The following is a 22,573-nucleotide window of genomic DNA, read 5'->3' on the forward strand; positions in this document are numbered from 1 at the left end:
TTCGCAACTCCGGTAGGTACTCCTCCGAACACTCTGGTACTCGGCCCTGGCGGATACAGATTCATGGACTACCTGAAAGCTGGTTGCGGTCTCGTAATCGTATGCTTCATCGTATCCCTGATCGTTATTCCGATGGTATGGCCGTTCTTCCCTGGCAAATAATTCCAGTCTGTCGATAAAGCACCATATGCTTCATCGCAAATGCCTTGACGTACCAGAAGTACGCCGGCGACATCTGCTCCTCGCCTCAGGCACTTTCTCGTCAGCCTGGTGATTCAAAATGATAAGGCAACAAATGCTTTGACAGTCAAAATGCAAATCAACCCCTGTCACGAAAGTGACGGGGGTTTTTGTTATATGTGTTGAATTTTGTTAATGGTGCCATAAAAAAACACATCTTTTTGCTATACTTGCTTTGACCTCAAAAAGAGTAGAGGTTATAATAGTAAAGGAATATATTTAAGAATGAGGGATGCAAAATGATGAGTTTCGTGAAAAAGAATAAATATATCCTCGTAGCGGCTGCGATTTTGCTCGCAGGCAGCTATGGTGGCTATAAATATTATCAAAGCACGCAGGTTACAACTACTGCTGTTAAGATGGGCGAAGTAAAAAAAGGTAACATTATGCAAACTGTTTCGGCAACCGGCGCATTAAGCGCACAGGATAATGTTGATATCAGCTCCAAGATTACCGGACGAATTGTTGAGGTACTGGTTAAAGAAAACCAGCATGTCAACGCCGGTGACGTACTGGTGCGCCTTGATGCAACATCTTTGAACGCAACGCTGGCTCAGATGCAGGCCAAGCTGCATAATGCCCAGGCTAACTATGAGCGTAATCTGAACCTGCTGAACCGCGGTGCTATCAGCCAATCAACATTTGACAGCGTGGAAGCAGATTATCTTGTAGCCAAGAGCAACTATGAAAAGGCTGCTTCTGATGTTAATGATACTGTTATTACCACACCGATTTCCGGTTACATTATCGGTAAGCCTACACCGGTTGGCCAGACTATCAGCTCCGGTATCAGCACACCGCAGGTTATTATGTCTGTGGCAACACTGGATAATATGGAGATTGAAGCACTTGTCGATGAATCCGATATCGGTCAGGTTAAGGACGGGCAAAAGGTAAAGTTTACTGTTGATGCTTATCCCAACGAAACATTTACCGGTAAGGTACGCTTGATTTCCCGTAGTGCAACTACGGAAAACAACGTTATCTATTATAAGGTTTATGTTACTGTTGATGATGCTAAGGGCAAGCTGCTGCCGACTATGACAGCAAGAACCGAGATTATTATCGATGAAGCAAACGATGTAACCATTGTGCCTTTAAACTGCATATACAGTGAGGGCAGCCGCCACTACGTAAAGGTATATAACGAAAAGACTAAGGAAACACGTGATGTAGATGTAAAACTCGGTCTGACAAGCGACAGCGAGGTAGCTGTTACAGCAACCGGTCTCAGCGTTGGTGACAAGCTGCTGGTGAAGAAGGCTGTCAGCAAGCAGACCAGTAACAGAATGGGCCCCCCGCCGATGCACTAAGGAGGCGTTAGCTTTATGTCTGTTATCGAATTAAAAGATATTATGAAAACCTATCAGATGGGTGACAGCGTGGTACACGCGCTTTATCACGTAAATCTCAAGATAGAACCCGGTGAATTTACTTCTATTATGGGGCCTTCCGGCAGCGGTAAATCCACGATGATGAATATTCTCGGCTGTCTGGACAGACCGACCTCCGGCGAGTATTTTCTTGATGGCAAGGAGATTGCTGGCTATGATGACGATGAGCTGGCGCATACACGTAATGCAAAGATAGGCTTTGTCTTCCAAAACTTTAATCTGCTGGCTAAGCTGACAGCACAGGAGAATGTAGCCTTACCGCTCGTATATGCCGGTGTAGATGAAGAAGAACGCATGGAGCGCGCAAAGAAGGCGTTGGAGGCCGTTGGTCTGGGCGAGAGACTTGAGCATAAGCCTATGGAGATGAGCGGTGGTCAGCGTCAGCGTGTAGCTATTGCCAGAGCCTTAATCAATAACCCGGCTATTATAATGGCCGATGAGCCTACAGGCAATCTTGATACCAAATCCAGTTACGAGATTATGGATATTTTCAAAAAAATGAATGAAAGCGGCAAGACTGTGGTTATGGTTACCCATGAACCGGATATTGCCGAGCAGACGAAGCGTATTCTGGTAATGCGTGACGGACAGCTGGTAAGTGATGAACGCAGCGGCGGTAAGACTGATTATGCTGCTATAGAGCTGCAGCATATGCGCTACGGTACGCAAAGCTGATAAAGGAAGGTAGATATTTATGTTGAATGAAAGCATTAAAATGGCTTTGCAGGGCATGGTTTCCAATAAACTGCGCACCTTCCTGACGCTTCTTGGTATTATCATCGGTGTTGGTGCCGTTATTGCGATGGTCAGCCTGGGCTTTGGCCTGAAGGAGAATGTTAAGAGCAATATCTCCAAGCTGGGCAGTAATCTGTTGATTATCACTTCCGGCGGCCGTACCTCTACCGGTGCACGACTGGCAGCAGGTGAAGGCGTTAAGCTGACGTATGATGATATGCAGGCTATCGGAAAGCAGGTTGACGGCATTGCCAACATTACGGCTAGTGTCAACAGAAGCTATCAAATGGTTGCAGGCAATCAGAACTGGACCAGCCGTGTTGAAGGTACAACGCCCAGCAACTTTACCATTTCCAGCCTGGAGGTTGATGACGGACGTATTTTGAATGATCGTGACCTCATAAGCCGCGGCAGGGTGGCAGTTATCGGTAAGACTGTTGCTGACAGTTTGTTCCCCGAGGGCAATCCTGTTGGTAAGATTATGCGTATTAACAAGGCACCGTTTCAGGTTGTCGGTGTTTTGAAAAGCAAGGGTCAGGGCAGCATGGGCATGGATCAGGACGACGTGGTTTATGTTCCCCTGACTACGGCACAGAACCGTATGATGGGTATTACGAATGTACAGCGCATCACAGTGCAGGCTGAAAATGAAAATATTATCAATGATGTGCAGGCCGATGTAGAACAGGTGCTGCGCACCCGCCACAAAATTAAAGAGGGCGCTAACGATGATTTTACTGTAGGCAACATGGCGCAGATTATGGAAACTATGATGGAAACAGCCAATAATATTACGATACTTCTCGGCTGTATTGCTGCTATCAGCCTTTTGGTCGGCGGTATCGGTATTATGAATATTATGCTGGTGTCTGTAACGGAGCGTACGCGTGAGATTGGTATCCGCAAGGCTTTGGGTGCAACATATAATAATATCCTGCTGCAGTTCTTGGTTGAATCCATGGTAATAGGTATTATCGGCGGCACATTAGGTGTAATGCTTGGTATCGGTGCTTCCTGTATTATCAGCAGTATGGCAGGATGGAATACGGTTATTTCCGTCTGGGCGATTGTTATTGCGGTAATCTTTTCGGTCGGCATCGGACTGTTCTTCGGCATTTATCCGGCACGTAAGGCAGCGCTGCTTGATCCGATTGATGCTTTGAGATACGAGTAAAATAATATGATAAAGTGAAGAGAGGTTATCTTCACTTTATCTCTAAAATTGGAGAAAAAATGACAAAACGAGAACCTAAACCCCCTACATTTAAAGATTATTTGCAGGCCTTTTCAGATTATCTGAGAAGGCCTAAAACTGTTTTTGATGTTAAAGACCGCACAAAGGGAATTTTATTGCTTATTGCGATAATAATTCTGCTGCAGAAGGTTGTACAAATGCTGAGTGATTGATATAATAAAATAATAGAAAAGTGTTGAGCAAGGAGGATGACTGTGACGGGAAAGGGACTTGGTATTTTAGGCGGGACCTTTGATCCTATTCATATAGGGCATCTGCGTATTGCTGAAGCTATTTACGAACGTATTGCACTGGAACAAATTATTTTTATCCCGGCTTTTGTACCACCGCATAAGGTAGGACAGGATTATGCGCCGGCAGAGCATCGTTATGCGATGACCGAACTGGCGGTAAAGCCGTATACGCATTTTACCGTGTCGGATATGGAGTTGCGGCGTAGCGGCGTATCCTATACGATAGATACCCTGCGAGAGCTGCGGCAGATATATCCGGATAAGGAGCTTTATTTTATTATCGGAGCTGATTCGGTGGCTCAGCTGCATACATGGAATTCTATCAACGAAATGCTGCAGCTGGCAACCTTTGTAGCTGCCGGCAGACCGGGTTACGAAGGTGTGATGGAAGAAGTAGTGCATCATTTGGGCGCTGCTGCCGCAGAAAGAATTATGTTGCTGCATACACCCGAATATGATATTTCATCTACCGAAATAAGGACAAGGCTGCATGAAGGAGCGAGCCTGGCGGGTTTGGTGCCGCAGGCTGTGGAGCAATATATCAATGCTCACAATTTATATCAAAGGCAGGGATGAAGCAGAAATGATGACAATAGACGAAATGAAACAGCTTTTGCAGGCTTCCTTGCCGCCGAAGCGTTATAAACATTCTGTACACGTTTACGAAACCGCTTTGGAACTGGCAAAGTCACATAAGCTGCCGGAAGAAAAAATAGCGATTTGCGCGCTGCTGCATGATTGCGGCCGTGAGGTTGCCAGCAAGGAAAGTGCGGCGGAGGCAGATGCACTGGGAATTGCTATTGATGATGTAGAACGTAATCAGCCGATTTTGCTGCATGCCAAATTAGGTGTATACTATGCGCAGACCAAATATGGTGTAACAGATAAGGAAATTTTGGCAGGGATTTCGCAGCATACAACCGGTGCCGCCCACATGACGGATTTGGCAAAGGTTGTATTTTTGGCAGATATGATTGAACCGGGAAGAGATTTCCCGGGGATAGAGGATTTGCGCAAGCTGGCACATAAAAGCCTTGATAAAGCAATGCTTAAGGCTTACAGCAATACTATTGAATATCTGCTTGCCGGCGGACAATTAATTCATCCGCATTGCATTGACGGTTATAATGAGCTGATGCTGGCGCAGAAATCAGTTAACAAATAGGCAGGGCAAGTATGGAAGAGAATAATAATCAACAGCAGCCGGCAAAACGTCGCATCAGGCGGAAGTTTCGCTGGGGAAGATTGCTTTGCTTGCTGCTTTTTGCAGGACTTTTAGGAACAGCACTTTTTTTCGGAACCTGCTGGATTTATAACAATTTTATCAATCCGCCGCATGTAAGCGTAACTGCGGCAGATGATAAAATACGTGATGACCAGAAGCTCAATGAACGCATCAACGTTCTGCTACTGGGAATTGATGATGGTGACAGCGAAGCGGCGGAAAGCGAGCCTAAGCGTACAGATGCGATTATTTTGCTGAGCTTTGATCCGCAGAATAATAAGGTTGCGGTTTTATCTATTCCGCGTGATACGAAGGTAATACTTCCGGGACACAAGGATCCGGAGAAGATTAATGCGGCTTATGCCTATGGCGGAGCTGTGATGGCGAAGCAGACTGTTGCTAATCTGCTGCGTGTACCTATCCATTATTATGCGTTGGCAAACTGGCGTGGTTTTATTGATGTCGTAAATTTAATCGGCGGCGTAGATATTTACGTAGACAAGGATATGTATTACGAGGATCCATATGCTGATTTGGTTATTGATATCAAGCATGGCTATCAGCATATGGATGGTGAAACTGCCGGTAAATATGTGCGTTTCCGCAAGGATGAGCTTGGTGATATCGGACGCGTGCAAAGACAGCAGAAATTCCTGAAGGCAGCGGCTGAGCAGATGTTTTCCGTGCAAAATGTAGCTAAAATAAGCAATCTGCTGGCAACGTTGGACAAATATGTAGAAACAGATCTTAATACGTTGACGATGCTTAAGGCTGCCAACAGTTTTAAGCTGTTTGGCGATGATAAGCTGCGCAGCTGCATGCTTTATGGCAAATTTGACGATAGCTCCGGTGTAAGCTATTGGAATGCCGAGCAGGCTGACGTAAACAAATCCTTGGATGAGCTGGGTATACCTTATCTTAAAGATGAGGAAGATACCGCAACAGAAGCAGAAGAAGAGCCGAAGGAGCATCTGCAGCCTAAGGATAGAGATGAATTGGAAAAAGAAGCAAAGTTTGCTGAAAAGGCAAGCAATAATTAAGGAGGATGTTTAATGGAAACTAAAGACATTGCACAAAAAATTGCGGCTGCGGCCAATGACAAAAAAGCAAAGGATATACTTTTATTAAATATGGAGGGCTTATCTCCCGTTACAGATTTTTATGTAATCTGCAGCGCCGGCAACAGCACTCTGGTTAAGGCAATTGCTGATAATATCGAGGATAAGCTGGCAGAAGCAGGCGTGCATCCTACCCATAAGGAAGGCTATGCCGACGCACGTTGGGTACTGTTGGATTACGGTGATGTTGTTGCTCACGTTTTCCTGGAGGAAGAACGCGATTTTTATAATTTAGAGCAGCTGTGGGCAGATGCTCCGTCTGAAAGCTTTGTGGAGAATACGGATGATTGATAATAAAAAATTCAGCAGAGCTAAAAAGGCTCCTGTTGTTACGAACAATACTAAATACCGCCCCGGTGATGTAGTCAGCTTAAAGGTTGTACGTATGAATGAAAATGCAGCCTTCCTTGACGCAGGCACCGGTAATACCTCTGACGATATCATGCTGCATAAGCTGCAGCAGACCTCTGAGGTTAATATTGGCGATGAGGTAAAGGTATATCTTTACCTTGATCCCAGCAAGCGTCTGACGGCCAGCATGAAGCTGCCGAAGATGCGTGAAGGCCAATTAGGCTATGTACGTGTGCTGAGCGTTACCCGTGACGGCGGCTTCGTTGATATCGGCGCAGAGCGTGGTGTGTTCCTGCCCTATAGCCAGATGCGCGGCCATGTAAACCCCGGTCAGCTCGTGTGGGTAAGACTGTATCGCGATAAGAGCGGCCGTCAGGCTGTGACGATGCGCGTAGAAGAAGATATGGTGAAGGCTTCCAAGCCTGCAGAAGGCTTGAAAATCGGTGACAAGGTTACCGGTACGATTTACAACATTCTGCCGGAAGGCTTCTTCCTTTTTACCAACCAACGCTTTATTGCTTTCCTGCATCGCAGTGAAGTGCCCGGTGGCAGACTTGATTTCGGCCAGGAGGTTACCTGCCGTGTAACCTATCTGCGTGAGGACGGACGTATTAACGTTTCTATGCGTCTGCAAAAGGAGAATGCACTTGTTGCGGATGCTCAGGATATATATGATTTCCTGGTGAAGCGTAACGGCAGCATGCCTTACTGCGATTCTACGCCGCTGGAGATTATCAAGCAGAAGTTTGGTATCAGCAAGGCTGCCTTCAAGCGTGCTCTGGGCCATCTGATGAAAGAGGGCAAGGTGCGTCAGGAGAACGGCTGGACCTATCTGACGGAAGGACAGCAAGAAAAGTAATTTTAATATTTGAAGCACAAAAAAACCTGTTAGCTGAGTTTTTCAGCTAACAGGTTTTAATTATCTCAGTCTGAAGGTGAAGGGTAAGCGCAAATAGCAGCGAACCTTTTGGCCGTTAGTACCGACAGCGCTGGTGAAGCGCCATTTATAAGCGGCATTGATACCTGCCTGGTCGATGTTAGCGTTACCGCTGGAGCTTACGAGGGTAACCTCATCAACAGTACCGTTGGTGTTTACCAGAAGGCGTACAACGCCTGAACCGGTGATGCCTGCATTGCGTTCTGCAGCAGGATATACAGGGTCAATCTTGCGCACGATACGCGGCATAATTGCAACAGAAGCGTTGCCGCTGCCACCGCCGCTGCCACTGCCTGTACCGCTGCCGTTGCCTGTGCCGTGGCCGCTGCCGTTACCGCCGCCACTGCCGGAGCCGGTGCCGGGGCCGACACCGCTGCCATGGCCGCTGCCTTGACCTGTGCCGCTGCCCTTACGGGCAACCTTTTTCACAGCAGATTTTTTATGTACAGGTTGAGGCTTATTCTCATCGTTTTTCCAGATAGCCTCCGGATCCGGTGTAGGCTCTTCCTGCACATCTTCTTCAGTAGAGTTTTCTTCGTCGTTTGCATTACTGTCTTCAATGTCGGCATCATTGCCGCCACCACCGCCGCCGCCGCCAAACAGTGATACCTCTACGATATCGTTAGCAGGCGGATGCGATAAATTAAACAGTCCGACGAAGCTTACGAAAAGTAAGATAAAAATATGTGTTACGATAGAACCGATAAAGCCGATTCTACTGCGTTGACCAGAATTCATTATTTACCAGCTCCATCCGTTGCCAAACCAAAGCGGGTAATACCTGCGCCTTTAAGTTTATCAATAAGTTCAATAACACGACCGTAATCAACATCCTTGTCTGCTCTGATAACAATAGCAAAACGAGGATTATTTTTTTGTTCGATTGAGGATTGGGTTATTAAAGACTGGATATCTGTCGGCGCATCGCCAAGATAAAGAGAGCCGTCATTTTTCAAGGATACAGCGAAGGTTGTCGTTGTATCCGTAGCAGCATGTGCTGCCTGCGGCAGTTTAACGGGAATGGTTTTCAGGTCGATCATGTACATGGTGCTGAGCATGAAGAATACCAGCAGAAAGAACATGATATCGATCATAGGGATAATAATAAGCTCCGGAGTTTTTCTGTCACGTACATTGCGCAGCTGCATTATTTACCACTCCTTGTTTCTGCTTCGAGAAGAGCACTGAAGCATTGCTCCATGTCGGTAATCATATTATCCATACGATGGGCAAAATAAGAGTGTGCGCACAAGGAAAGAATAGCTACGCAAAGACCGGTAGCAGTAGCGATAAGTGCTTCGCCGATACCGCCGGTGATAGCGATAGGAGCGCCGGATTCCAGATTGAAGATACTGAAGGCACCGATCATACCAACGATGGTACCGAGCAGGCCCAGCAGTGGGGACATAGTAACAATAATAGCAAGGTAGTCCAGTTTATTTTTCAGTTTAGCAATGAAAATACCTGCCTGGCTTTCCAAAAATGCTTTTTGTTGTTCTCTGCCATCGGTAATTTTAGCTGCATCAGCAACGATTTTAGCGCATTCGCCGTTAGCTGCTTCTGCTAATTGAAGAGCTTCTTCTTTTTCATCAGCTCGCAAAAGCTCACAATACTTAGCGGCAAAGACCTGACCGCTGTCTTCTGCCTTGTAGAACAGAAAACGCTCAATAGCAATAGCTATTACTGCGATTGAACAGAAAAGCAGCGGCCACATAACGAGACCGCCTTTGTGAAAATACATGATTGTTTGTTGAATTGCTTCCATGAATTGCCTCCTAAAAATACTCATCAAAAAATTTTTGGCAGCAGCAACTGCCTCAGCTTGTTTTGAAAAGTGTTACAAGCTGAATAAGGTTAATTTATAGTATATATTATCAATATGCAAAAAGCAAGAGGTTAGAAAAGATAATTAGCTAAAAGTGTTTAGAATGTAACAGTGAGTGACTTAAGGTAGCAGGAAAATAAAAGCAAGGAATTTCTTTATGTAGAAATAAATGGAAAAGACATAAAATGATTTGGGAATTCAAAGCATATTTTTAGTTTTTCCGGAGTTTTTCTCATTCATCCGCATATATCTTGCAGACTTCCTTACAATGGTATATAATTTATCTAATCCAGATTATACAAATCACGATTAGATAAATGAGGTGAGTAAGATGTTCATCGGTCGCGAGGAAGAACTGAATTTTTTAGAGGACAGATATAATAGTGCAGACGGTCAGCTTATAGTGCTTTACGGCAGAAGGCGTGTAGGCAAAACAGAGCTGCTGCGTCAATTTTGTCAAGATAAAGAGCATATTTTTTATACTTGTACAGAAATTATTGATGAAAAACAGCTTGAAGCGTTTAGTCAGCGATTATTGGAAAAAAATCACCAGGCAGCAAAATATATTACTCGTTTCAGTGATTGGGAGCAGGCCTTGCTCAGTATATCGGAGCTGGCAAAAGAGAAAAAAATAGTAGTTGTTATTGACGAATTCCCCTATATGGTAAAAGGGAATAATGCTATTCCTTCTATTTTGCAAAAGCTGTGGGATGAGGTTTTAAAGCAGTCTAATGTAATGCTGATTTTGTGTGGCAGCGCAATGTCATTTATAGAAAAAGAGGTTTTAGCAGAGAAAAATCCGCTTTATGGACGTGCTACAGGAATTTTAAAAATGCAGGCAATGGATTTTTATTCTGCACAACAGTTTTTTCCTAATTACAGCACGGAAGACAAAATTACTGCTTATGCAATTTTGGGCGGCATTCCGCATTACTTAAAACAATTCTCCGATAAGTACTCTTTGGGTGAAAATATTGTACGCAGTATTTTAAGCAGAGGCAGTGTGCTTTACAGCGAAGTGGAGTTTCTTATGCGTCAGGAGCTGCGTGAGACAAGCGTTTATAATGCAGTGATTGAAGCTGTGGCTTTAGGCAATACACAATTAAATGATATTCATCAAAAAACGCAGATTGATAAAAGCAAGCTGAGCGTATATTTGAAAAATCTTTTGGAATTGGGAATTTTGTGCAGAGAGTTTTCTGTGGATGCCAATATTAAAGAGCAAGCTAATAAACAGAGAGGCTTATATAAGGTTACCGATAATTTCTTCGGTTTTTGGTATGCCTTTGTGTTCCCGAATTTATCTGAGCTGGAATCAGGCGATGCAGGAGGGATTTATCAATATGTTGTCAAGCCTGAGCTGGAGCGTTTTACATCGTATGTATTTGAAGATGTTTGCCAGCAATATTTGCGTAAGCAGAACAGAAAACATGACTTGCCGTTTTATTTTACCAAGATTGGCCGCTGGTGGAATAAGACTGATGAGATAGATATTATGGCAGTTGATTACAGGCAAACGCAAATACTTTTGGGCGAGTGTAAATATAAGCATAGGCCGGTAGACGTAAAAGACTTGAAGCACTTTTTAGGCAAAAAAGTAGCGCAGGATAAGAGTTTATATTATTATTTCTTTTCCAAAGCCGGTTATACAGAGCAGGCGGTTGCTTATGCGGCAGAAAAGGGAATAAAGGCAGTTTGCTTGGATGATTTAGTATAGGTGAAGTGCAGAAGAATTATAATAACTCTGAGGAACAGACATATTACTATGCTTTCTCAGAGTTTTATTTTTTAGGAGAAGAAAATTTTTTGTGTATATGCGTTATTAAACTAATGAAAATCATATTATAGGTAATAATAATATGTAAACGGTTCTGACATAACAGCAATATATATAAGTTGTTGATGATTATTAATGCGATTTCATGCTACTTGACGTAGTATATGTATTATGTTGTAATTTTACATGAAAAATAGGATTAAAATCTATCGGTGAATAATTGAATAGATTAGTATATCAGGTGTCGAAAGACTTAATAAGTAAGCAGGTGCAAAGCCTGCGCTGTCACGCAGCTGTAAAGTGGAGCAAGCCTTAATTATGCCACTGGGAAACCGGGAAGGCGAGGCTTGCGAGGAAACTGAGCCAGAAGAATTGCCTGAGAAAGTAAAGACCAAAGTATGCTGCGAGTGACAGAAGAATGGTAAAGGACAAGTGCGTCCTTCTGTCATAGTGCAGAAGGGCGTTTTTTCTTGCCGGAATACTGAACGCCCTTGATAAAATATGCTTTTAGCCGGAGTCGCACGCGAAACTCGGACAGCTCGGTGGCAATGGTTAAAAAATAAATTTTTTATGAGGTGTATGAGTATGATGAAAAACAAAAAAGCGCTGGTTATGTCAGTGCTGTGCGCTGTTGCCAGCGTAGGCTTTGTAATGTCTGCAAGTGCTGCAGAGCAAACTATGCATGGCAATCTGGATGAGGTTGTTGTTGAAGGAAGTGCAGATGTGTTGCCGGGTGGTTTGGTTAGAAAAACTGCTAAATTGGGTATCTTGGGCGATAAAAGTGTTTTGGATATTCCTTATTCTGAAATGAGTATGACGGAAAAAGCTGTAGCCCTTTTTGATGATCCTAGTCAACCATTGGCAAATATTTTAACTGCTAATCCTTCTATTCGTAGTAGCACTAGTTCTCCTATGTATAGTGATTTTAGTATGCGTGGTATTAACATGAACGGCAACCATATGATGTTAAATGGTGTTCCTAGCTTATACTCTCAGTTCACTACACCGCCGTCTCATGTAATTGATAGAATTGATATTACATCTGGTCCTAATGCTGGTGTGAATGGTGTAAGTATGTCTAACAATGGCACAAATAGTGGTGCAACTCCTGCGCCTGGTACTATTAATATTGTTACGAAACGCGCAACTGATACTCCTATTACACGTTATACACAGACTTATAGCGGAAGAGGCAACACTAGCGAAATTATTGAAGTTGGACGTCGTTTTGGTAAGGATAATGAGTGGGGTTTGCGCGTGAATGCGGAATACATGGATGGCAAACTTTCACTGCCTGGTGCAGAGAATAATGAAAAGAATATTTTCATTAACTTTGATCATCGTGGCGAAAAGAGTGAAACCAATTTATTTGCAGGGCATTATGATAGACGTATTAATGGTGCACAAAGATGGTTTTCTTTAGATAAGACTTATAATAATAGTGTATTGCCTGATGCTCCTGATTCTAAAAATAATTATGACTTTGATGGTACAACTAAGAGAATGTATGGTTGGATTATGGCTTTGAATCATGACCAAAAAATGGATGATAATTGGTCTTGGTTTGCTAATTATGGTCAATCTAATCGTTTTGGTAATAAAGATAATCAAAGTGCGTCCATTAAATTTAAAAATGGTGGAGAATTTGTAAAAAATGTTTATTCTCAGATGAATGAGATTGCGAAGAATGTTTATGCTCAAATTGGTATAAAGGGTAAATTTGAAACTGGTGAAGTAAAACACAATGTTTCTTTTGCGGTTGACCGCTCTTGGGCTAAATATTGGTCTGCTACTGCTAGTACTGATGCAGGTACCGGACTTAGCGGTAACTTGAATAACTGGTGGTTTGCTAATGACTGGAATTCTATTAAGAAGAATTCTGGAGCAGCAAAACCGTCTTGGGAAGAGACAAATGTAGGTATTACTGTTGCTGACACTTTAGAATATGGTAAAGCTTCTTTGCTTTTAGCAGCTTCTAAAAAACATGAACACATGGAAATGTATAAGAATGGTGCGCCAAATTATACTTATACAAATGATAATATTTTACCGACATATGGCTTTACCTATAAACCTGTAGAAAATTTGGCTATGTATGTTGGTCATACTGAAAGCTTTTCTCGTGGACTTAAGGTTCTTAATACAAAAGATGTATACTATACAAATGAAAATCAAATTATGGAACCTGTAAAGAGCAAGCAAAATGAAATTGGTGTTAAATACCAAAATGCTGGCGTAATGACGACTTTAAGTTATTTTGATATTGACGAAGCTAACAGATATGATATTTTCAATGGCGGGAAATCTTATACCAAAGTTGATGATGGTAAAAACCGCTATAAAGGCGTTGAGTTGACTATTAATGGTAAACTTGCTGACAAATGGACTGCTACTGGTGGTTTTATGTATCTTGATGCGCAGCGTGAACAAACCAATAATGGTTCTAAAGACGGCTGGTTTGTTAATGGTGTTGCTAAATGGAGTGGCGTATTAGGTCTGGAATATAAACCTGATGAAGATTGGGGCGTTGTTGGTCGTGCTAACTGGGTTGATAAGGCATATATTGATTCTGGATCCAGCAGCGGCAAGACTGAAATTCCGTCCTATGTAACCTTTGATTTAGGTTTCAATTATAAGACTAAAATTAACACTGTTCCTGTAAAACTGAGTGCAATGTGCTACAATGTTGCTGACAAGGATTACTGGATGGGTAGAGGAAGTTCTACAACTTTTGGTTTGTCTATGCCGAGAACCTTTATGCTGTCTGCACAGTTTGATATCTAAGATTTGTTAACTTAAGAGGGTGGTTTTATACTACCCTCTTTTATTCTATCTTAATAAGCGGTAAGTAATAATGAAAAATATTTTAAGCCTTATTCTTCTAGTGGTAACGATTTTTACAATCGGTTGCGGAAGACAGGAAGAGCAAAAAATTAATAGCGAAAAACATGATAAGAACACAGTAGTTTTAGCTGCCTATCGCCATCTTGCACCTGGTAATAAAGATGGACTTTACTGCAGTCGTATTTTGGATGTTTGGGAGCCTTTGATTACTAAAGATGATGATAATAAACCGGCACCATGCTTAGCAATAAATTGGGAAATGCGTGATGGTGGCAAAGAGTGGATTTTTCATCTACGACAAGATGTCTACTTTCACAACGGTACAAAATTTAATGCGGATTCTGTGATTGCTAATTTTGACCGTATGAAGAAAGGTTATAAGCGGTCTTCTTTTTATGGCCTGAATATGGAAATGTATTATCCTACTTTATTGAAATATGAAAAATTAGATGAGTATACTATTCGTCTGCTTTTTAAAGAAGCGAATATTAATGAATTATATAAGATGACTGATTTTGGTAGTCCTATGTATGCTCCAGAGTGTTTTGCTGATGATGGTAATTTCAAGAGTGTTGCTATTGGTACTGGACCATATAAGATTACTGAAAATGTATTAAACAAGTACGTAGTGCTGGAACGTAATGATAATTATTGGGGCATAAAAGGTAAAATTAAAAAATTTATTGTGCGTAATATTCCTAATACAGATACACGCTATGCGGCATTAAAATCTGGAGAAATTGATGGAGTTGTCGATATTAATGCCATACCTCCGTTTCTTGCTGATGAGATACAAAAAGATCCTCGTTTTGCTGTAGATAAAAATAAATCAACGATGATTCGTTATTTATGTGTAAACGGTAATAAATTTCCTTTTAATGATGTAAGGATGCGTAGGGCTGTAAGCTTAGCAATTGACAGGAAAAATTTAGTACATAATATGTATTTGGACTATGCTGAACCGACAGCCAATATCTTAAATTATACTAGTCCTGGCTATAAAGCTTTTCCTGTAGAATATGATTTGCAGGAAGCGAAACGCCTGGCACACGAGGTGTTAGGAAATAAGCGCTGTGAAATTACATACTGTATCAATGGTAATGAACCATTGCAAAAAGGAGAAGCTGAGTTAATCGCTTATTGGTTACAAGATATTGGCTTAGATGTAAAAATTCAAGCAATAGAGTATGCTACGTTATCAAAAATGATGCGCAAAGGAGACTTTAATATTGTTCGCATTCAAAAGGGATTAGCTAACGGTGATCCATTTAGTGCATTATATACTTTTATTATGCCTGATGGCGCTTTAAATGTTAGCAACAGTTCTGGGTATAATAATCCAGAAGTTACAGAATTAATGAATAAGGTTAAGCATATAACTGATGAGGCTGAAAGGCAACGTGTTTTTGACAGAGTTCAAGAAATCGTGGTATATGAGCAGCCAGTAATCCCTCTTTTCAACGATATGAACATCGTTGCCTACAATAAGCGGTTAAAAAATTATAAACCTTTAATCTATGGTGTAGATTTGAGTAAGGTAGAATTGGCGGAAGAAAATGATTAGATACTGCTATAAAAGAATTTTATTGGCTGTGCCGGTAATGATTGGCATCAGCTTGCTGGCGTTCATTTTAGGACTGTTATCACCCGGAGACCCGGCTGAATTTGCCTTGAATCAGGATGGTCTGGATGCACCTACGGATGCGCAGATAGCAATGATGCGTGAAGAGCTTGGCTTGAACAGACCTATATATGTGCAGTATTTCAGCTGGTTTGTGCAGGTGCTGCATGGTAATTTCGGCAGCAGCTACATTAGCGGCAAGGATATTTTGCATGAGCTTTTGCTGCGTCTGCCGGTGACGGTGGAGCTGGCGCTGCTGGCTTTGGCCATTGCTGCGGTTGTTGGCATTGCATTGGGCACTTTATGCGCTGTTTACAAAAACAGCTGGCTGGATGATGCGGTACATTTTTTGACTAATATACTTTTAGCTTTACCCGGCTTTTGGTTGGCGTTGCTGATGATTTTATTGTTCAGCGAAACGCTGCGTTTGCTGCCGACAAGCGGCAGTGAAAGCCTGCGTTACTTTATTATGCCGGCGTTGGCGGTTTCCTTCTCTACCTCAGCAACAGTGTGCCGCTATATGCGCAGCTCGCTGTTGACGGAATTTGCTTCGCAGTATTTTCTCGTAGCGCGTGTACGCGGAATCAGCAAAATAAAGCTGCTTTTTTGCTATGCGTTTCCTAATGCTATGCTGCCTGTAATTGCTTTGCTGGGTAATTATCTGGCAGGCATTTTGGGCGGTTCGGTTATTGCGGAAAGTATTTTTGCTTTGCCGGGCATCAGCAGCATGGCCTTGGAAGCGATTCGCTTCCGCGATTACCCTGTATTGCAGGCCTATGTGCTTTTTACAGGCTGGCTGTTGGTATTGATAACCTTAGCGGTTGATTTACTGATGTTTTATCTGAATCCGAAGCTGAGAGGAGGCGCTGAAGCACATGACTAAAAAAATACAGCTTAATTTCGCTATTTTTGTACTTGCGTTTATCATTCTCGGCAGTATTTTGGCTCCGCTTCTGGCAACGCATAATCCCTTTGAGCCGGATATGGCTAACCGTCTGCAAAGTCCCTGCTGGCAGCATTTCTTCGGCACGGATGCTTTAGGCCGTGATATGTTCAGCCGTATTCTTTACGGCGGACGGGCATCAATGCTGCTCACCTTGATTTCGTCGGTTTTGGCGTTGATTTTAGGTGTGGGTGTTGGTCTGTTGTGCAGTTTTTACGGTGGTAAATTAGACATGTTCTTTACCGTTTTGAGCAATATTTTCCAAGGTATACCGGGAAGCTGTTTTATGATAGCCTTGGCTGGTATTCTCGGTCCGAGTATTTATAGCCTTGTACTGGCATTGGTTGTGACATCCTGGGCCGGTTTTTCGCGTATTGTGCGTGCAGAAGTTCTGCAGCTGATGGGAGAGCCTTTCATTGAAGGCCTGCGCTGCCTTGGCTGCAGTGACTGGCGAATTATTTTTCGTCATTTGCTGCCCAATATTGCCAATAAGCTGCTTGTTTTGGTAACTATTCGTCTTGGCAGAGGTATACTGGCGATTGCCGGTTTGAGCTTTTTGGGCTTAGGCGTGCAGCCGCCGACACCTGACTGGAGCGTAATGATTAACGATGCCATTATGTATTACCGTAGCTCGCCTCACCTGATTATTATTCCCGGTCTGTTTGTATTTTTGCTGATTTATTCTCTGAATATCATCGGAGAGCATCTGCGTGACAGCTTAGATACACAGCTTAATGAGGTGCGCAAATGGTAAAAAGTCTGGTGTTAGAAAATATATCTGTAGGCTTTAAGCTGCCGCAAGGCGTATTTTATGCTGTAGATGATGTAAGCCTGAACTTGCACGGAGGGAATTTTACTGCGATTATCGGTGAAAGCGGTTGCGGTAAATCTGTATTGGGGCAGGCAATCTTAAACATATTGCCATCAGGAGTCGTTAAAAAGGGTAGAGTGCTTTATAATGGCGAGCAGGTGAAGAAAATATTATCTGCTTTTGGTATTATTCCGCAAAATCCCAGTGAGTCGCTGAATCCTGTGCGCAAAATAGGCAAGCAGATGCAGGATATTTTGGCTGTTCATAATATTACAGATGGTGACAATAGTTATAAAAAGCAGTGCTTGCGGTTGTTCGGACTGCAGGAGGCAGAGCGTGTTCTGGCTGCATATCCGCATGAGCTTTCCGGTGGTATGCTGCAGCGAGTTCTGTGTGCTATGGCTGTGAGCAGTAAGCCTGAATGGATTTTGGCTGATGAACCGACAAAGGGGTTGGATGAACAGGTCGGCGCTGTTGTACGCAAAAATTTGCTGACGATTAAGCAGGATTTGCGTTTAAGTATGTTGATTATTACGCATGATATTGCTTTGGCACAAGAGGTGTGTGACGATGTGCTGGTGATGTATGCAGGACAGGTTTTGGAGCATAATGCGGATATTTGGCATAAACCGCTGCATCCGTATACCAAAGGATTCTTGCAGGCTTTACCAAAGAATGGTCTCCAGGTCATTCCGGGAAAGGCACCGGTGCCGGGGGAAAGCTTTACCGGCTGTAAATTTGCAGCACGCTGTCCCTATTGTACAACGCGTTGCAAGGAAGAAATGCCTGCTATGCAGCAGGTTGGTAATGCGGAAGTGAGGTGCTTCTTGTATGCTGAAGGCTGAAAATATTTCTAAAAGCTTTGTTGACCGTAGCAACGGAAAAAATTTTGAGCTTCTGCATAATGTTTCACTGGAGCTCAAGCCCGGTGAAGCGGTGGCGCTGATGGGTGGCAGCGGCAGCGGCAAAAGCACGCTGGCACGGATTTTGCTGCGCCTGCTGCCATGTGATACCGGTAAAATTTATTTTCAGGGACAAGATATTACGAATGCTACTGGCAAAGATTTAAGTTCTTTCAGACGCAATGTGCAGTTTATTTCACAGCGTCCGGAAAGCTTTCTTGATCCGCGTCAGACCTTAGGCTCTAGTCTGCAGGAAGCATTTACTGTTTTTAATCTGCCTTATGATGAAGAAAAAATCAAAGAGATGCTGGATTTGGTAAAGCTCAATGCAGAGCTTCTGCAGCGCTATCCGCATCAGGTGAGCGGCGGCGAAATTCAGCGTATCTGCCTGGTAAGAGCACTGTTGTTAGAGCCGAAGCTGCTTGTTTTGGATGAACCGACATCGATGCTGGATATCTCCGTGCAGGCTCAGATTTTGCATTTGCTACGTGATATACGCAAGGAAAAGCAGCTGGCTTATTTGTTTATTACGCATGATAAACAGCTTGCGGAATGGCTTTGCGACAGAGTTTTACATATAGAGCAGGGGAAGTTAAAGTAATTCATCTAATCTAGATTATACAAATCATGATTAGATGAATGTGTTCTGGAAACACATAACACCGGAGGCTTCAAGGTTTTACTTTGAATTTTTTCGTTTTTTCTTGCCGGAAAAAACGTGAGTAGGATGTTTTTACTAAATTGTGTTTGAGCAAAGTTAATCTACTGCCTGCAGAAAATAAGCAGGTCATATATTGGAGTTGATGAGTATGAACCATTATTATCAGGATAACATGCTTTTTGGCATGAACCCTTCAAGTTATCTGCATCGCTACGCCGTTAACGGCAAGGTGTCTGGAAATCTTGCCTGCATCAGCGAAATCAAAAATGCCGCCGTTGTCTTATACAGTCCGCGCGGCTGCGGCTTTCATTATCGTTGTCATGTGCGTAGCGGCCAAAGCCCGGTTTATGAGCTGGAATGTGCGGATTTGCGCAACAATGATGTAATTTTCGGCGGTGAGAAAAAGCTTACGGCTTTACTGCAAAAGGTGGAGCGTGAGCAAAAGCCGGAGATTATTTTTCTGTTGCCTTCCGTAGTATCGGATATTATTAATGATGATTTGGCAGGCCTGGCCTGCAGCCTGCAGCCGCAGTTTAAAGCGAAGCTCGTGCCGATTACGTCGCAGGTTTTTTCGCATATGGACAAGAGCAATGGCCGCAAGGTTTTGCGTGAAAAGGCTTGCCAAAAGCAGAAGCAAAAGTTTTCTTCTAGTGCTGTCTATCAGGGCTGCGGTTATGTAGAGGTGATGGACGCTTTAGTTGAGCAGGTGATGGAGCCTCAAAGAGTACAGCCGCGGAGCGTAAATATCGAAACCTTTGCCTGGGGCTATAACGGTGAGGATAAGTTGCAAGGCATGAGTGAGATGCTGCAGAAAATGGGGATTACCGTCAATGCCTATCTGCCTGCCGCTGATTTGCAGACAATCAAAAAGGCTCCGCGGGCAGCGCTGAATATAGTACGTCGCAAAAAATGGGCGCTGGCAATGGAGCAGCGCTTTGGTACGCCGTTTCTGCATGTTGCCGATATGCAGGAGTGGCATGGTATTGAAGGAATCAGTGATTTGTACAGACAGATTGGCAAAATGCTTGGTTGCGAGAATGCTGTTGAACGCGTGCTGCAGGAAGAATATGAACGGGTTGCCGCCCGTTATCAGGAGCTGGGTGCAGACTTTGCCAAGTATAAGTTTTGCCTGATTGCGCATGGTATTGCCTATTTGCCGGATGCGCTGCGCGTTTATCAGCAGGATTATGGTCTGCCGATTACGAAAATATGTATTATCATGAATCCTTCCTACCAGGCAGAAACAGGTCTGGATGATGCAATGATGCAGAGATTTAAGGACAGGATAGAGCTTGCTAAGGCTGAGTATGGCTGTGATGCGGAAATTTTACTAGAGCCTTCGGAGGATGCCTTGCGTGAGGCTGCGCAGAGCTGTGATTTTGTTATCTGCAACGGTCATCCGCGCTATGCTGCTTTGGATGTTCCCGTGCTTTATAATTTGTTTGACCGCTCGGTGTGGTCTTATCAGGGCTTTGTGGATATTATGGAAGAGGTTTGGCAGATGCTGCAACAACCGCAGCGAACAGGCAGCAATCTTTTGCTGAGCAAACTGGCCTATGACCCGGTATTTTATCCGATGCGCGAAGCTGATAAAGACAGTAAAGCATCACGCGAACTGTATAGCAGAGTATGGAGGCAGAGAAAATAATGAAACCATTAAGTAGCTGTGCTTTATTTGGTGCTGTGCGTGCTCTTGCCGGTATTAAGGATGCCTTAATCCTGCAGCATTCCGTTGTCGGCTGTCAGTGGGGCAGCCTGACTTTCCGATATGCCGGCAAGCCTTATGATGTACGTCAGGCCTCTGATGTTATTTATGATGAGGATGTTGTTAATGGCGGTGAGAAGGTTTTGCGTAAAGCCTTGCAGGAGACAGAGCGTATTTTTGCGCATTGCGGTGCGGTATTTGTAGTCAGCGGCTGCGTGCCGAATATGATTGGCGATGATGTGGACGGTATTTTGGCTACTACCGAAGGTTCGCAGAAATTATTGCATGTAAAAGCGCCGGGATATGCAGGGAATATTGACAGCGGTGTCGAAACAGCTTATTTAGCGTTGTTGCCCTTGCTCCAACATGCGGAGAAAAAAGAAGCTGCCACGATAAATATTTTTGGCATAATGAACGATGATCCTTATGCGGATAATGATTTAGCCGAGCTGAAGAAATTTTTGGGTTCCAAGGTTAGAGTTAACTGCGCACTGCAGGATTGCAGCTTGCGCGATATTGCAGCAATGCCGCAGGCAGAGCTGAATATCTGCTTTGGCTATGGTGAGCTGTTGGCACAAAAGATGCAGGAAAAACTTGGCGTGCCGTATATCAAATGCGCTTATCCCTATGGTGTGGCAGGCATGCAGAAGTTTTTGCGTCAATTAGGCGCAGCGTTGAAGGTTGATTTTGCTGAAGAATTGTCTGAGCTGGAGGCTGCGGCTGAAAAGCTCGTTTATCGCAGTGCCGATTATCTGGTGAATTTGTATCAGATGCCGGTGGCTTTGGCTACGGACAAGGCACATTTAGCGGGCTTACAGAGCTTTTTTGCCGAAGAACTGGGCATGCACGTTGTTATTGCAGAGGACACTGCGGAATTTAGCTTGGATAAAATGGCAGAGGCTGCAGCAAAGCACAAGCCTGTATTGTTTTGCGGTTCTTCATTTTTAAAGAATTTGGCTGAAAAATATCAGGTGCCGTTAGTGCGCTGTGCTTATCCTGCCTTTGACCGGCTGTGCTTTACCGATAATACGCTGGTCGGAGCGCGTGGTGCTGCCTTGCTCATTGAGCAGATTGTTAACAGTGCCTTGCAGCAGCAATATAAAACAGATGGCCGATATGCCGGCTTGCGTGAAAGTATTTGTGAGGTAAATCATGAGTGAGCTTGAAACACATCCCTGTTTTACAGCTAAATGCAGCGATTACGCCCGTATTCATCTGCCTGTGGCACCTAAATGCAATATGCAGTGTAACTATTGCCTGCGCAAATACAGCTGTGTAAATGAAAGCCGTCCCGGTGTTGTGGCTCGTGTCATGGTACCGGAGGATGCAGTCGATTGGTATCTGCAGATGAAGGACAAGGTGCCGAAGCTGACGGTAGCAGGCATTGCCGGCCCCGGCGATGCGCTGGCCAATTGGGCAACGGTCAGCAGAACGCTGAGCATGATTCGTGAGGTTGATAAGGATGTTTTCTTCTGCCTTTCGACTAATGGCCTTTATCTGCCGAAGTATGCCAAGGAGATAGCAGCTTTAGGTGTTGATTATGTTACGGTGACGGTGAATGCGATTACCAGCAACACCGGCGCGCATATTTACAGCTTCATCAATGATGACGGCAAAAAATATGTCGGCGAAGAGGCTGCTGCGCTGCTGCTAGAAAGACAGATAGAAGGATTGCAGCTGCTTGGCGAATATGGCGTGAAGGTGAAGATAAATACGGTAGCAATCTCCGGCGTGAATATCCAGGAAATTCCGGCGATTGCCAGACGTATGGCTTTGCTGGGAGCGAAGCTGCAGAATATTTTACCGATGCTGCCAGTGGAGGGAACTGGCTTTGCACATCTTGCGGAGCCTGCAGCTGAAGAAATTATGCAGCTGCGTAATGTTTGCAGGCAGTGGATGCCGCAGATGCAGCATTGCAACCGCTGTCGTGCGGATGCTGTAGGCGCGTTGACTAATCCCTGTGTTTTAGAAGAAAGCTGAAATTGAAAATCCGTGT

22 protein-coding genes, 1 pseudogene and 1 riboswitch are annotated in these 22,573 nt (G+C 43.8%); of the genes and pseudogenes, 20 read left to right on the top strand and 3 right to left on the bottom strand.

From position 1 onward, the window contains the following. The 10 genes and pseudogenes from HMPREF9443_RS10675 to HMPREF9443_RS01155 all read left to right on the top strand — a co-directional run. A pseudogene (locus HMPREF9443_RS10675) lies at nt 1-162 on the top strand (anion permease); the annotation flags it as partial. Between the two features lie 317 nt (nt 163-479). Continuing rightward, on the top strand, nt 480-1,553 hold the full coding sequence (locus HMPREF9443_RS01120; RefSeq protein ID WP_009144641.1) for an efflux RND transporter periplasmic adaptor subunit: 1,074 nt from the start codon (nt 480-482) through the stop codon (nt 1,551-1,553). Between the two features lie 15 nt (nt 1,554-1,568). Continuing rightward, nucleotides 1,569-2,309 (top strand): ABC transporter ATP-binding protein, encoded by a 741-nt coding sequence (locus tag HMPREF9443_RS01125; RefSeq protein ID WP_009144642.1) that lies wholly within the window; start codon nt 1,569-1,571, stop codon nt 2,307-2,309. Nucleotides 2,310-2,328: 19 nt separating this feature from the next. Continuing rightward, nucleotides 2,329-3,543, top strand: coding sequence for an ABC transporter permease (locus tag HMPREF9443_RS01130; RefSeq protein WP_009144643.1), 1,215 nt, complete (start codon nt 2,329-2,331; stop codon nt 3,541-3,543). Nucleotides 3,544-3,602: 59 nt separating this feature from the next. Continuing rightward, a complete protein-coding gene (locus HMPREF9443_RS10760) occupies nt 3,603-3,776 on the top strand; it encodes a hypothetical protein (RefSeq protein WP_154645642.1) in 174 nt (57 codons plus the stop codon). A 42-nt stretch (nt 3,777-3,818) separates the two neighbouring features. Then, nucleotides 3,819-4,433, top strand: a complete 615-nt coding sequence (gene nadD, locus HMPREF9443_RS01135) for a nicotinate-nucleotide adenylyltransferase (RefSeq protein WP_230197127.1) — start codon at nt 3,819-3,821, stop codon at nt 4,431-4,433. After that, nucleotides 4,402-5,022 (top strand): bis(5'-nucleosyl)-tetraphosphatase (symmetrical) YqeK, encoded by a 621-nt coding sequence (gene yqeK, locus HMPREF9443_RS01140; protein WP_009144646.1) that lies wholly within the window; start codon nt 4,402-4,404, stop codon nt 5,020-5,022. Before nadD ends, yqeK begins: the two co-directional genes overlap by 32 nt. An 11-nt stretch (nt 5,023-5,033) precedes the next feature. Continuing rightward, nucleotides 5,034-6,122: an LCP family protein gene (locus tag HMPREF9443_RS01145; protein WP_009144647.1), complete on the top strand. Its 1,089-nt coding sequence runs from the start codon at nt 5,034-5,036 to the stop codon at nt 6,120-6,122. A gap of 12 nt (nt 6,123-6,134) precedes the next feature. Beyond that, nucleotides 6,135-6,491: a ribosome silencing factor gene (gene rsfS, locus HMPREF9443_RS01150; RefSeq protein ID WP_009144648.1), complete on the top strand. Its 357-nt coding sequence runs from the start codon at nt 6,135-6,137 to the stop codon at nt 6,489-6,491. Continuing rightward, nucleotides 6,484-7,410, top strand: a complete 927-nt coding sequence (locus HMPREF9443_RS01155; RefSeq protein WP_009144649.1) for a CvfB family protein — start codon at nt 6,484-6,486, stop codon at nt 7,408-7,410. Before rsfS ends, HMPREF9443_RS01155 begins: the two co-directional genes overlap by 8 nt. Before the next feature lie 60 nt (nt 7,411-7,470). Here the strand turns inward: HMPREF9443_RS01155 and HMPREF9443_RS10765 are convergent, their stop codons facing one another. From HMPREF9443_RS10765 to HMPREF9443_RS01170, 3 genes are read right to left on the bottom strand one after another with little or no spacing between them, the layout of a single operon-like run. After that, the gene (locus HMPREF9443_RS10765; protein ID WP_009144650.1) at nt 7,471-8,226 is read right to left on the bottom strand and encodes an energy transducer TonB; all 756 of its coding nucleotides are present in this window, start codon (nt 8,224-8,226) and stop codon (nt 7,471-7,473) included. Continuing rightward, nucleotides 8,226-8,636: an ExbD/TolR family protein gene (locus tag HMPREF9443_RS01165; RefSeq protein WP_009144651.1), complete on the bottom strand. Its 411-nt coding sequence runs from the start codon at nt 8,634-8,636 to the stop codon at nt 8,226-8,228. Before HMPREF9443_RS01165 ends, HMPREF9443_RS10765 begins: the two co-directional genes overlap by 1 nt. Continuing rightward, nucleotides 8,636-9,253, bottom strand: a complete 618-nt coding sequence (locus HMPREF9443_RS01170; RefSeq protein WP_040564600.1) for a MotA/TolQ/ExbB proton channel family protein — start codon at nt 9,251-9,253, stop codon at nt 8,636-8,638. The genes HMPREF9443_RS01165 and HMPREF9443_RS01170 overlap by 1 nt, the downstream gene beginning before the upstream one ends. 391 nt (nt 9,254-9,644) lie before the next feature. Between HMPREF9443_RS01170 and HMPREF9443_RS01175 the strand changes: the two genes are divergently transcribed. The 10 genes from HMPREF9443_RS01175 (at nt 9,645) to HMPREF9443_RS01220 (ending at nt 22,557) form a co-directional block, all read left to right on the top strand. Then, a complete protein-coding gene (locus HMPREF9443_RS01175) occupies nt 9,645-11,030 on the top strand; it encodes an ATP-binding protein (RefSeq protein ID WP_009144653.1) in 1,386 nt (461 codons plus the stop codon). Nucleotides 11,031-11,312: 282 nt separating this feature from the next. Then, nucleotides 11,313-11,484, top strand: a riboswitch (cobalamin riboswitch). Nucleotides 11,485-11,675: 191 nt separating this feature from the next. Then, the gene (locus HMPREF9443_RS01180) at nt 11,676-13,874 is read left to right on the top strand and encodes a TonB-dependent receptor (RefSeq protein WP_222859535.1); all 2,199 of its coding nucleotides are present in this window, start codon (nt 11,676-11,678) and stop codon (nt 13,872-13,874) included. A gap of 70 nt (nt 13,875-13,944) precedes the next feature. Further along, nucleotides 13,945-15,498, top strand: a complete 1,554-nt coding sequence (locus HMPREF9443_RS01185; RefSeq protein WP_009144655.1) for an ABC transporter substrate-binding protein — start codon at nt 13,945-13,947, stop codon at nt 15,496-15,498. 37 nt (nt 15,499-15,535) lie between these two features. After that, on the top strand, nt 15,536-16,438 hold the full coding sequence (locus tag HMPREF9443_RS01190; RefSeq protein ID WP_230197130.1) for an ABC transporter permease: 903 nt from the start codon (nt 15,536-15,538) through the stop codon (nt 16,436-16,438). Further along, nucleotides 16,431-17,252, top strand: a complete 822-nt coding sequence (locus HMPREF9443_RS01195) for an ABC transporter permease (RefSeq protein WP_009144657.1) — start codon at nt 16,431-16,433, stop codon at nt 17,250-17,252. The genes HMPREF9443_RS01190 and HMPREF9443_RS01195 overlap by 8 nt, the downstream gene beginning before the upstream one ends. Beyond that, entirely contained in the window at nt 17,246-18,154 is a 909-nt protein-coding gene (locus HMPREF9443_RS01200) for an ABC transporter ATP-binding protein (RefSeq protein ID WP_009144658.1), read from the top strand. Before HMPREF9443_RS01195 ends, HMPREF9443_RS01200 begins: the two co-directional genes overlap by 7 nt. Further along, complete coding sequence (locus HMPREF9443_RS01205) at nt 18,141-18,812, top strand: ABC transporter ATP-binding protein (protein ID WP_009144659.1); 672 nt, start codon at nt 18,141-18,143, stop codon at nt 18,810-18,812. The genes HMPREF9443_RS01200 and HMPREF9443_RS01205 overlap by 14 nt, the downstream gene beginning before the upstream one ends. A gap of 208 nt (nt 18,813-19,020) precedes the next feature. After that, on the top strand, nt 19,021-20,520 hold the full coding sequence (locus HMPREF9443_RS01210; RefSeq protein ID WP_040564603.1) for a nitrogenase component 1: 1,500 nt from the start codon (nt 19,021-19,023) through the stop codon (nt 20,518-20,520). Then, on the top strand, nt 20,520-21,737 hold the full coding sequence (locus HMPREF9443_RS01215) for a nitrogenase component 1 (RefSeq protein ID WP_050787085.1): 1,218 nt from the start codon (nt 20,520-20,522) through the stop codon (nt 21,735-21,737). Before HMPREF9443_RS01210 ends, HMPREF9443_RS01215 begins: the two co-directional genes overlap by 1 nt. Then, nucleotides 21,730-22,557 (top strand): radical SAM protein, encoded by an 828-nt coding sequence (locus HMPREF9443_RS01220; protein WP_050787086.1) that lies wholly within the window; start codon nt 21,730-21,732, stop codon nt 22,555-22,557. Before HMPREF9443_RS01215 ends, HMPREF9443_RS01220 begins: the two co-directional genes overlap by 8 nt. The last annotated feature ends 16 nt before the right edge of the window (nt 22,558-22,573 follow it).

Origin of the sequence: Phascolarctobacterium succinatutens YIT 12067, from assembly GCF_000188175.1 — a bacterium.
Taxonomy (GTDB): domain Bacteria; phylum Bacillota; class Negativicutes; order Acidaminococcales; family Acidaminococcaceae; genus Phascolarctobacterium_A; species Phascolarctobacterium_A succinatutens.

Excerpts from the sequence above, each read along its gene's own strand:
- HMPREF9443_RS01200 (WP_009144658.1), top strand. The coding sequence starts at position 17,246 with ATGGTAAAAAGTCTGGTGTTAGAAAATATATCTGTAGGCTTTAAGCTG.
- HMPREF9443_RS01220 (WP_050787086.1), top strand. The coding sequence starts at position 21,730 with ATGAGTGAGCTTGAAACACATCCCTGTTTTACAGCTAAATGCAGCGAT.
- HMPREF9443_RS01155 (WP_009144649.1), top strand. The coding sequence starts at position 6,484 with ATGATTGATAATAAAAAATTCAGCAGAGCTAAAAAGGCTCCTGTTGTT.
- HMPREF9443_RS01165 (WP_009144651.1), bottom strand. The coding sequence starts at position 8,636 with ATGCAGCTGCGCAATGTACGTGACAGAAAAACTCCGGAGCTTATTATT.
- HMPREF9443_RS01210 (WP_040564603.1), top strand. The coding sequence starts at position 19,021 with ATGAACCATTATTATCAGGATAACATGCTTTTTGGCATGAACCCTTCA.
- HMPREF9443_RS01205 (WP_009144659.1), top strand. The coding sequence starts at position 18,141 with ATGCTGAAGGCTGAAAATATTTCTAAAAGCTTTGTTGACCGTAGCAAC.
- HMPREF9443_RS01120 (WP_009144641.1), top strand. The coding sequence starts at position 480 with ATGATGAGTTTCGTGAAAAAGAATAAATATATCCTCGTAGCGGCTGCG.
- yqeK (WP_009144646.1), top strand. The coding sequence starts at position 4,402 with ATGCTCACAATTTATATCAAAGGCAGGGATGAAGCAGAAATGATGACA.
- HMPREF9443_RS01215 (WP_050787085.1), top strand. The coding sequence starts at position 20,520 with ATGAAACCATTAAGTAGCTGTGCTTTATTTGGTGCTGTGCGTGCTCTT.
- HMPREF9443_RS01125 (WP_009144642.1), top strand. The coding sequence starts at position 1,569 with ATGTCTGTTATCGAATTAAAAGATATTATGAAAACCTATCAGATGGGT.
- HMPREF9443_RS01130 (WP_009144643.1), top strand. The coding sequence starts at position 2,329 with ATGTTGAATGAAAGCATTAAAATGGCTTTGCAGGGCATGGTTTCCAAT.
- HMPREF9443_RS01185 (WP_009144655.1), top strand. The coding sequence starts at position 13,945 with ATGAAAAATATTTTAAGCCTTATTCTTCTAGTGGTAACGATTTTTACA.
- HMPREF9443_RS01170 (WP_040564600.1), bottom strand. The coding sequence starts at position 9,253 with ATGGAAGCAATTCAACAAACAATCATGTATTTTCACAAAGGCGGTCTC.
- HMPREF9443_RS01180 (WP_222859535.1), top strand. The coding sequence starts at position 11,676 with ATGATGAAAAACAAAAAAGCGCTGGTTATGTCAGTGCTGTGCGCTGTT.
- HMPREF9443_RS10760 (WP_154645642.1), top strand. The coding sequence starts at position 3,603 with ATGACAAAACGAGAACCTAAACCCCCTACATTTAAAGATTATTTGCAG.
- HMPREF9443_RS01195 (WP_009144657.1), top strand. The coding sequence starts at position 16,431 with ATGACTAAAAAAATACAGCTTAATTTCGCTATTTTTGTACTTGCGTTT.
- HMPREF9443_RS01145 (WP_009144647.1), top strand. The coding sequence starts at position 5,034 with ATGGAAGAGAATAATAATCAACAGCAGCCGGCAAAACGTCGCATCAGG.
- rsfS (WP_009144648.1), top strand. The coding sequence starts at position 6,135 with ATGGAAACTAAAGACATTGCACAAAAAATTGCGGCTGCGGCCAATGAC.
- HMPREF9443_RS10765 (WP_009144650.1), bottom strand. The coding sequence starts at position 8,226 with ATGAATTCTGGTCAACGCAGTAGAATCGGCTTTATCGGTTCTATCGTA.
- HMPREF9443_RS01175 (WP_009144653.1), top strand. The coding sequence starts at position 9,645 with ATGTTCATCGGTCGCGAGGAAGAACTGAATTTTTTAGAGGACAGATAT.
- HMPREF9443_RS01190 (WP_230197130.1), top strand. The coding sequence starts at position 15,536 with ATGATTGGCATCAGCTTGCTGGCGTTCATTTTAGGACTGTTATCACCC.